Genomic DNA, 8,489 nt, shown 5'->3' with positions numbered 1-8,489 from the left:
GTATGTGGACTGATTGTTTTCTTTAATCCGGTAGATATAGCCAGGCTTTTAATCAGGTTAAAAATCGAAATACGCGAAAGTTTAGCGCCAAAACGGTTTAAAAAGATGAAATCTTCATGCCCTTTTTTAATATTAGCATGTACACGTACTTCGTTGATGTAAATATCGAGCAGTTTTAAGGCTACGCTTCCAATGGGCACTAAACGTTCTTTATTTCCTTTTCCAATTACTTTTATAAATTCGATCTGTGGGAACACATTTGAGATCTTTAGTTCGGTTAATTCAGTTACACGCAAGCCGCAGCCATATAACACTTCCATAATAGCTTTATTACGCATGCCTTCAGGCTTTGAAGCATCTATGGCAGAAATAAGTTCATTAATCTCGTATATATTCAAAGTATCTGGTAATTTTCTGCTGAGTTTTGGTGCTTCGAGCAATGCTGTAGGATCAGTTGAAATTACATCTTCGAGCATTAAATAGGCAAAGAAAGCTTTTAATCCTGATATTACCCGGGCTTGTGTACTGGCTTGCATACCCAGTTCATTCAACCAAGAGATAAAGGATTTTAGATCAATGATGGTAATGTCAGTTAGTTTAGGCTCTTTGTTTAAAGATTGAAAATACTGGATCAATTTATCAATATCACTCAGATAGGCATCAACAGAATTACCAGATAACGACCGCTCTAACTTTAAATACGATTTAAATCCTTTAATATATGATGGCAAAAGCATGCTTTTATTTGAGATTTTTTATAACATTGCAACGTTACAACATTATATTATGAAAATACAAATTATTAACGGCCCAAACTTAAACTTATTAGGTGTACGCGAGCCATCTATTTACGGAAACACCAGTATTGAAGATTATATTAAAGAATTAAAAACGGTTTATCCGGATATAGAAATTGAATACTATCAGAGTAATGTTGAGGGCGAAATTATTAATAAATTGCATGAAGTTGGTTTTAGTTATGATGGGGTAGTGCTTAATGCAGGAGGTTACACCCATACCTCCGTTGCTATTGCTGATGCGATTGCAGCTATTAAAACCCCTGTGGTTGAGGTGCACATATCTAATATTTATGCCCGCGAAGAATATCGTCATGTCTCTTTAACCGGTAAAAACTGTCAAGGTGTTTTAACTGGCTTTGGCATAAAAGGTTATCGTTTAGCTATTGAAAGTTTGCTGATTTAATCTATTCTGATATTAATTCTGTCAGATGGCAACATCTGACAGCACTCCAATAAAAGTTCAAAAAGATTGGTCGTCATTCCCGTGCAGACGGGAATCTTAAAACTTATGCATTACGATTCCCAATCGGGTTGGGAATGACGATTCACGATTTACTTCAAGTTCGAAAAATATTTAATTTTCTTAATAAAAAATGCCCAAACAACGCTATTGTTATATACTCCAGCATGTTGGCTATACGCTTTTTGAACGGTTTTCCGCTTTTTGTTCGTTTTTGAAAGCGATTTAAGAAAATGCCAATGGCCTTTCGTAACTGCGATTGTAAATTTAGGTTTTCCGGTAAGCAAAAAGTGCCACCACGCAATAAAATCAATAAACATCCTGATTGTTATTCGGAAAACGGCATCACTGGCAGGTAGGTTTTTCTGCATGATGATGAGGTTGTTTCTGAAATTGAGATAAGTTTTAAAAGGATTCTCCGTCTGCAAAGTTCCACCGCCTACATGGTAAACTTCGGCGTCCGGACAGTACATAATTTTATAGTTCAGGTTCTTTAAACGCCAGCACAGATCTATCTCCTCCATATGAGCAAAAAGATCGGCATCTAAACCGCCCGCTTCTTGCCAGCATTTACTTTTAATAAAAAAAGCAGCTCCACTGGCCCAAAAAACTTCCGTTTTATCATTGTACTGGTCATTGTCAAACTCATACACATTAAACAGTCTGCCACGGCAGAAAGGAAAAGAATAGATGTCTAGATAACCTCCGGCAGCACCCGCATACTCGAATTGTTTCTTGTTTAACTGCCATTTAATTTTAGGCTGTGCTGCTGCGATCTGTGCATCGCTTTCCATTAAATCAATTACCGGCTTTATCCAATTAGGGGTTACCTCTACATCCGAATTGAGCAGGATAAAATAATCGGCCTCAACACGTTCTAAAACCTTGTTATAGCCCCCAGCAAAACCGTAATTCTGGTCGTTCTGGATAATTTTAACGCTAGGAAAGTTTTCTTGTAAAAACAAAACTGAATCATCGGTGGAAGCATTATCGCCCACAACAATTTGCAGATTATCATACTCAGAAAGCAAAATTCCGGGCAAAAACTGCTGTAAATATGCTTTTCCATTCCAGTTTAAAATTACAACGGCTACTGATGGGTTCATTCTTTTTATTCGGGTTTAAATTTCCAGCGTTTATGGCTCCAAAGCCAATATTGAGGCTGTTCTTTGATAATATTTTCTAAAAACTTAAAGTGCAGATTCGTAATCGCGTAGGGTCATTTTTATAGGTGGCCATGCCCCGTAAAGTTTGTCGCATGGCAATGAAAACATTACCATATTTTGTACGCATACAATCAAACCAGGTTTCAAAAATTTTATTTTTGATGGGTTTAAAAATCACCATGGTTTTGGCAGAAATACTAAGCCCTAAAGCTAATGTGCCCAATTCCCAGTTACCATAGTGGCCTGTACAAGCCAATATACTTTCTCCTGCCGCAAAATGGGTTTCGAGCTGCTCCAGTCCTGTAAACTTTACCCTTTTTAGCGTTTCAGCTTTTGAAATGCTGCTCATTTTAATAATTTCGAAAATAAGTTCAGCCAAATACAGGAAAAATTTTTTCTCAATAGCCTTAATTTCTACCGGAGATTTTTCGGGAAAAGAGTGGGTTAAATTCTGCCTGACAACTTTTTTTCTATAGCCTATTATGTAATAAAGCAGATAATATAGTAATCTTGCAAAAAAAAAGAGCAAAGATAAAGGCAGCAGCGATAACAGGTATAAAAAAAATACGCCAACGTGCGCAATCCCTCTTTTAATCATTATTTTTAAAACGTTTCAACTACAAACATAAATTTTCAAATGCAGAATACAGCTATACTTCCATTATTTTATCTTCCACCAGTAGGCTATTTTAGTTTATTACAAAAGCTGGAGGTAGATTTTTTAATCGAAAAACATGAACATTTAGCGAAGCAAACTTACCGCAACAGGGCCAGTATTTATTCTCCAAACGGAAAACTCGATATTACCGTTCCTGTGGTTAAAGGTTCAAAAACACACACGCAAATGAAGGATGTGCGGATTAGTTATGACTTTAAATGGCAACGTTTACATTGGTTGAGCTTAGAAAGTTGCTATAGAAGTTCGGCCTATTTTGAGTTTTATGAAGATGAACTTTCACGGTTCTATAATCAAAAATTTGAATTTCTTTTCGATTATAACCTCGAATTGGTAGAATGGCTCTCCAAAAAGTTAAAGCTCAATAAAAGCTTCGAAGTTACTACCGAATATTTTGATGATATTGCTCCTGAGCTGGATTTTCGTACCATTATGAACCCTAAAAAGGAGGACGATATTGTAAAAAATAAGCCATATTATCAGGTTTTTGAAGATAGACATCAATTTTTGCCCAACTTAAGTATTGTTGATTTGTTGTTTAACCAGGGTCCACAAGCCCGGCTATATTTATAATTATGGGAAAAAATAAGCCGCGTAACCGCCATAAGCACTATAAAGTTCCAGCCCCAGGTACCAGCCCGGGTTTATACACTATTGATGAAGATGCATTAAAGCCAATTATTGTACTTCATATTTATAACGATAAAAGTTATAAAAAAGTGGAATTGGAGAATATCAATAACATTGATAAACTGATTGAAAATAAAGATTTCTGCTATTGGTTTGACATTAAAGGATTAGCAGATCCTAATATATTCGAAACACTTTATTCAAAATTAGGTATCAGCAGGCTTGTATTAGAAGATATTACCAGTTCTTACCAGCGACCCAAGCTGGATGAATATGATAATGACAAGTACATTTTTGCAGTTAGCAGGCACCTGTTTTTAAATGAGGAGAATATTTTAAATAATGATCAGGTTTCTTTTATCCTGTCAGAACGTACATTGATTACCTTTCAGGAAACTTATGCCGATTGTTTTGAGCCCGTTAGGAAACGTTTGGAAATAGGGAAGGGAAACATTCGTATAGGTGGTATTAGTTACCTGATGTATGCCATTATGGACGTGATAGTGGATAATTATTTTTCCCTGTTAAATTTTTGGGGCGAAGAACTGGATACAATTGAAGATCGTTTATATGATCATCCTGACAGGAGAATCATGTACGATACACAGGCGATTAAAAGGTCATTGATCATGATCCGAAAAGTAGCCTGGCCGGAGCGGGATAAACTGAATGATATTATCCGTACCGATAGTCCATTAATATCAGATCTCACCAAAACCTACATGAAGGATGCCTACGATCATTGTATCCAGATCATTGACTTTATCGAATCATTAAAAGAGATTGCTTCAGCCAATATTGATATGAATTTATCCATTATCAGTAACCGGATGAACGAAATCATGAAGGTTTTGACCATCATTTCTTCCATATTTATTCCACTAACCTTTATTGCAGGTATTTACGGAATGAACTTTAGTAGGGAAGACCCAGCAACCGGAAAGATACTAAAAGACAATATGCCCGAATTATACGCCGAACATGGTTATTTGTACACCTGGATTGTAATGGCTATAATAGCGATTTTGCAGGTGATTTATTTTTGGCGCAAAGGTTGGTTTAAATAGTGTTTTGTATTTATACCAATTATTGGTATATTTAAGCTAAATATATAAAGTTATGGGACGAAATACATCAATACTACTAGGAGATCACTTCGATAATTTTATCAGCGAAAAAATCGCCTCTGGGAAATTTAGTTCAGCCAGTGAGGTAATTAGAACAAGTTTAAGGCTATTAGAGGAAGAAGAGAAGCAAATCGAATTGCTGCGTGAAGCGCTAAAAATAGGAGAGGCAAGTGGGTTCGTGAAGAATTTCGACCCTGTAAAACATTTGCAGGAGTTGCACCGCAAGCATTTATAATGGTTACCTACCGTATCAGTGAACCTGCGCAGACAGATCTGGAAGATATTTGGTTATATACATTTAAGAATTGGTCTAAAGATCAAGCAGATAGATACTACGGTTTATTACTCAGTGAGTGTGAATATATATCAAACCATTTTGAATATGGAAAGATAATGGATCATATATTAAAGGGGTATAGGTGTTCGGCGGTTAAATCGCATCTAATATTCTATAAACTGGGAGCGGATGGCTTAGTGGAAATAATCAGAATATTACATCAAATGACTAACATTAAAAGTCACTTATTGTAAAAATCAATTTTTAATATTTGTAGCTTTAGGGCGTTTTTGGTTAGGTTATAGATGCAGTCATTCGAAATAGATAAAAGCGACGTACTCAAGGTTAAAAATGCAATTTTAGCTGGTGATGAAACTTTAAAAGTAGTTTTAGAGGAGTACCATGCCTCAGAAATCGCGATTTTGTTTGAGCGTTTAGATAAATCCGAACAGCGGCATATTATCAACCTGCTTCCGGCAGAAATAGCTTCAGAGATTATTTCTGAGATGGATGAAGAATCCCATCCGGAAGATTTACTTTTTGAGCTCCATCCCGATAAACGTACGGAGATTGTTGAAGAACTGGATTATGATGATGCGACCGACATCATTTCCCAACTGGAGGATCATGAGCAGAAAGAGATTTTAGAAGACCTTACCGAAGATCATGCCTCAGAAATCCGGAACCTTTTAACTTACGACGAAAAAACCGCGGGTGGTTTGATGAATACGGAGCTGATCTGTGTAAACATCAACCTCACTAAAAAAGATGCAATCGACGAGATCATCCGGCAGAGTGAAGAAATGGAGGAGTTTTACACCATTTATGTAGTGGATGATGAGGAGATTTTTAAAGGTATTGTTTCATTAAAAGACATTATTAAAGCAAAACACAATGCCAAAATAACCGAATTGGTTAAAATAGATGCAGTTTATGTGCATCCCGATACCGATCAGGAAGAAGTGGCGAACCTAATTTCACAATATAACTTAACCAGTATTCCAGTAATAGATGATCACCAGAAATTACTCGGTAGGGTAACATTCGATGATGTGATCGATGTAATGGAGGCTGAAAGTACCGAAGATATCTTGAAAATTTCGGGGGTATCAGAAGATGAAGAATTGAGCGGTAACTGGGTAGAAGCGGTAAAATCGCGTTTGCCATGGTTAATTATCAACCTCGGTACAGCATTTTTAGCTTCATCTGTAGTACGTTATTTTGATCCAACCATTAAGTTAATTCCTTCCTTAGCGGCCTACATGACCATTATTGCGGGGATGGGTGGAAATGCAGCTACCCAGGCACTTGCCGTAACCGTTAGGCGTATTTCACTTTACGACTTGACTGATAAACAGGCCTATCGTACCGTTTTAAAAGAATTTACCGTAGGCTTAATAAATGGTGCATCCAATGGATTAATCGTATTTATTTTTGCTTACTTTTTTGATGGAAACCCAATGCTTGGATTGGTTATCTTCCTGGCTATGACGGGCAATCTGGTAATTGCAGGCATCACGGGTGCTGGTATTCCATTAATTTTAAAACGGGTAGGTATCGATCCTGCCATTGCATCATCTATAATTATTACTACTTTTACCGACGTTTTTGGTTTCCTATTAATTTTAGGATTGGCCAGCAAACTTTTACTATAATCAGGATTTACTTGATTTTAGGATTTCAAGATTTAAAACTTGCAAAACTAAATTGAGCGCCTGTTAATTTAACTTAGACTACAAACTTTAAATCTGTAAAATCTGATCCCGATGCAAAAAACAAGACACGATTGGACAAAAGAAGAAATACAAGAAATTTATAACAGACCATTTTTAGATCTGGTTTACGAAGCCGCAAGCATCCACAGAGAAAATAAAGATTACAATGAAGTTCAGGTAAGTTCATTAATCTCGATCAAAACTGGAGGTTGTGCTGAAGACTGTTCATATTGCCCACAGGCAGCCCGCTACCATACCGAATTAGAAGTTCAACCATTGATGCAGGTTAGCCAAGTGGTTAGCGCCGCAGTTAAGGCAAAAGAGGGGGGGGCATCACGTTTATGTATGGGAGCCGCATGGCGCGAAGTACGTGATAACCGCGATTTTGACCGTGTAATTGAAATGGTGAAAGCCGTGAATGATATGGATATGGAAGTTTGCTGTACTTTAGGTATGCTTACCGAAAACCAGGCACAACGTTTAGCTGATGCTGGTTTATATGCATATAACCATAACATCGATACCTCTGAAGATGATTACAAACGTATTATTTCGACCAGAACTTACGATGATCGATTAAATACCATTAAAAATGTTCGTAAAGCCAAATTAACGGTATGTAGTGGTGGTATTATTGGTTTAGGCGAAACGGTAGAAGACCGTGTTTCAATGTTGCAGACTTTATCAAACATGGAAAAACATCCTGAATCAGTTCCCGTTAATGCTTTAGTGCCCGTAAAAGGTACTCCTTTAGAAAATCAGCCCCGTGTTCCAATCTGGGATATGGTAAGAATGATTGCTACAGCACGAATCGTAATGCCAAACTCGGTGGTGCGTTTATCAGCCGGTAGAAACGAAATGAGTACGCTAGAACAAGCTTTTTGCTTTATGGCAGGGGCAAGCTCTATTTTTGCAGGCGATAAATTATTAACCACACCAAATCCTGCATTTGTTGATGATATGGCCATGTTTGAATTACTGGGACTAAAAACCCGCGACGCCTTTAAAAATGGCAGACCAGCAAATACAAGAATTGAACAGGAAGCTATTTAATCAAAAAATATAAACTGATATCCGTGGTGTCAATTGTTTCCAACTGACACAAAGATAAGTTTCGATTCTTAAGTACTGTAAATAAAAAAGTCCCGACTAAAATCGGGACTTTTTTATAGCGGTATCATATATTTCTATCTGACACCAAGTTGAATCCTATTTTAATGTGAGATGGTAACATCTGACATCCCGGTATCCGGCTTCGCTTTAAACTGCGGTTACCCTTACCTCAATATTTCCTCTGGTTGCTTTAGAATACGGACATGCCCTATGCGCTTTATCAGCCAAGGCCTGTGCTTCCTCATGCGAAATCCCTGGAATATGTACATCCAGGTCTGCAGAGAGAACAAATGCATTACCATCTTTATTAAAAGAAACCAATACTTTTACATTTGCTTCACTAATATCAACACCTTCTCGCTCCGCTACACCACCTAAGGCTCCCAAATAGCATGGCCCCCAGGCAGCAGCAAACAATTCTTCTGGGTTTGTGGCGCCTCCTTGACCGCCAAGCTCTTTTGGCTTTCTTAAATCGAAATCTAAAATTCCATCACTCGATTTAATGTGTCCGTCTCGTCCTCCAGT

The 8,489-nt window shown here is 37.4% G+C and carries 11 protein-coding genes; 7 read left to right on the top strand and 4 right to left on the bottom strand.

Annotation, left to right across the window (positions count from 1 at the left end; genetic code table 11):
* A partial coding sequence (locus AC1DND_RS16165; protein ID WP_477583125.1) for a tyrosine-type recombinase/integrase occupies positions 1 to 737 on the bottom strand: 737 nt, incomplete at its 3' end.
* Between the two features lie 49 nt (positions 738 to 786).
* Here AC1DND_RS16165 and aroQ point away from each other — a divergent pair.
* Positions 787 to 1,203, top strand: coding sequence for a type II 3-dehydroquinate dehydratase (aroQ, locus tag AC1DND_RS16160; protein ID WP_230149900.1), 417 nt, complete (start codon positions 787 to 789; stop codon positions 1,201 to 1,203).
* 149 nt (positions 1,204 to 1,352) lie between these two features.
* Here the strand turns inward: aroQ and AC1DND_RS16155 are convergent, their stop codons facing one another.
* Positions 1,353 to 2,366 (bottom strand): glycosyltransferase family 2 protein, encoded by a 1,014-nt coding sequence (locus AC1DND_RS16155; protein ID WP_477583123.1) that lies wholly within the window; start codon positions 2,364 to 2,366, stop codon positions 1,353 to 1,355.
* Positions 2,367 to 2,442: 76 nt separating this feature from the next.
* Positions 2,443 to 3,024, bottom strand: coding sequence for a lysophospholipid acyltransferase family protein (locus tag AC1DND_RS16150; protein WP_477583122.1), 582 nt, complete (start codon positions 3,022 to 3,024; stop codon positions 2,443 to 2,445).
* Positions 3,025 to 3,063: 39 nt separating this feature from the next.
* On the opposite strand from AC1DND_RS16150, the gene AC1DND_RS16145 reads away from it, so the two are divergent.
* From AC1DND_RS16145 to bioB, 6 genes are all read left to right on the top strand, one after another.
* Positions 3,064 to 3,675, top strand: a complete 612-nt coding sequence (locus AC1DND_RS16145; protein ID WP_477583121.1) for a WbqC family protein — start codon at positions 3,064 to 3,066, stop codon at positions 3,673 to 3,675.
* Positions 3,676 to 3,677: 2 nt separating this feature from the next.
* Positions 3,678 to 4,799 carry a magnesium/cobalt transporter CorA gene (corA, locus tag AC1DND_RS16140; protein WP_477583119.1) on the top strand — a complete coding sequence of 374 codons (1,122 nt, stop codon included), beginning with the start codon at positions 3,678 to 3,680 and terminating at the stop codon, positions 4,797 to 4,799.
* A 52-nt stretch (positions 4,800 to 4,851) separates the two neighbouring features.
* On the top strand, positions 4,852 to 5,094 hold the full coding sequence (locus AC1DND_RS16135; RefSeq protein WP_477583118.1) for a type II toxin-antitoxin system ParD family antitoxin: 243 nt from the start codon (positions 4,852 to 4,854) through the stop codon (positions 5,092 to 5,094).
* Positions 5,094 to 5,390, top strand: coding sequence for a type II toxin-antitoxin system RelE/ParE family toxin (locus tag AC1DND_RS16130; protein ID WP_477583117.1), 297 nt, complete (start codon positions 5,094 to 5,096; stop codon positions 5,388 to 5,390). Before AC1DND_RS16135 ends, AC1DND_RS16130 begins: the two co-directional genes overlap by 1 nt.
* 51 nt (positions 5,391 to 5,441) lie before the next feature.
* Complete coding sequence (mgtE, locus tag AC1DND_RS16125) at positions 5,442 to 6,791, top strand: magnesium transporter (RefSeq protein WP_215132336.1); 1,350 nt, start codon at positions 5,442 to 5,444, stop codon at positions 6,789 to 6,791.
* 111 nt (positions 6,792 to 6,902) lie between these two features.
* Positions 6,903 to 7,904 carry a biotin synthase BioB gene (gene bioB / locus AC1DND_RS16120; protein ID WP_477583115.1) on the top strand — a complete coding sequence of 334 codons (1,002 nt, stop codon included), beginning with the start codon at positions 6,903 to 6,905 and terminating at the stop codon, positions 7,902 to 7,904.
* A 207-nt stretch (positions 7,905 to 8,111) separates the two neighbouring features.
* On the opposite strand, the gene AC1DND_RS16115 is transcribed toward bioB, so the two are convergent.
* On the bottom strand, positions 8,112 to 8,489 hold a 378-nt coding region (locus AC1DND_RS16115; RefSeq protein WP_477583113.1), incomplete at its 5' end, for an organic hydroperoxide resistance protein.

It is taken from the genome of Pedobacter sp. 01N416 (assembly GCF_056399685.1).
This window is presented reverse-complemented; position numbering and strand designations above follow the sequence as displayed.

Coding starts and splice junctions, on each gene's coding strand:
- aroQ (WP_230149900.1), top strand. CDS start 787: ATGAAAATACAAATTATTAACGGCCCAAACTTAAACTTATTAGGTGTA.
- AC1DND_RS16155 (WP_477583123.1), bottom strand. CDS start 2,366: ATGAACCCATCAGTAGCCGTTGTAATTTTAAACTGGAATGGAAAAGCA.
- corA (WP_477583119.1), top strand. CDS start 3,678: ATGGGAAAAAATAAGCCGCGTAACCGCCATAAGCACTATAAAGTTCCA.
- mgtE (WP_215132336.1), top strand. CDS start 5,442: ATGCAGTCATTCGAAATAGATAAAAGCGACGTACTCAAGGTTAAAAAT.
- bioB (WP_477583115.1), top strand. CDS start 6,903: ATGCAAAAAACAAGACACGATTGGACAAAAGAAGAAATACAAGAAATT.
- AC1DND_RS16135 (WP_477583118.1), top strand. CDS start 4,852: ATGGGACGAAATACATCAATACTACTAGGAGATCACTTCGATAATTTT.
- AC1DND_RS16150 (WP_477583122.1), bottom strand. CDS start 3,024: ATGATTAAAAGAGGGATTGCGCACGTTGGCGTATTTTTTTTATACCTG.
- AC1DND_RS16145 (WP_477583121.1), top strand. CDS start 3,064: ATGCAGAATACAGCTATACTTCCATTATTTTATCTTCCACCAGTAGGC.
- AC1DND_RS16130 (WP_477583117.1), top strand. CDS start 5,094: ATGGTTACCTACCGTATCAGTGAACCTGCGCAGACAGATCTGGAAGAT.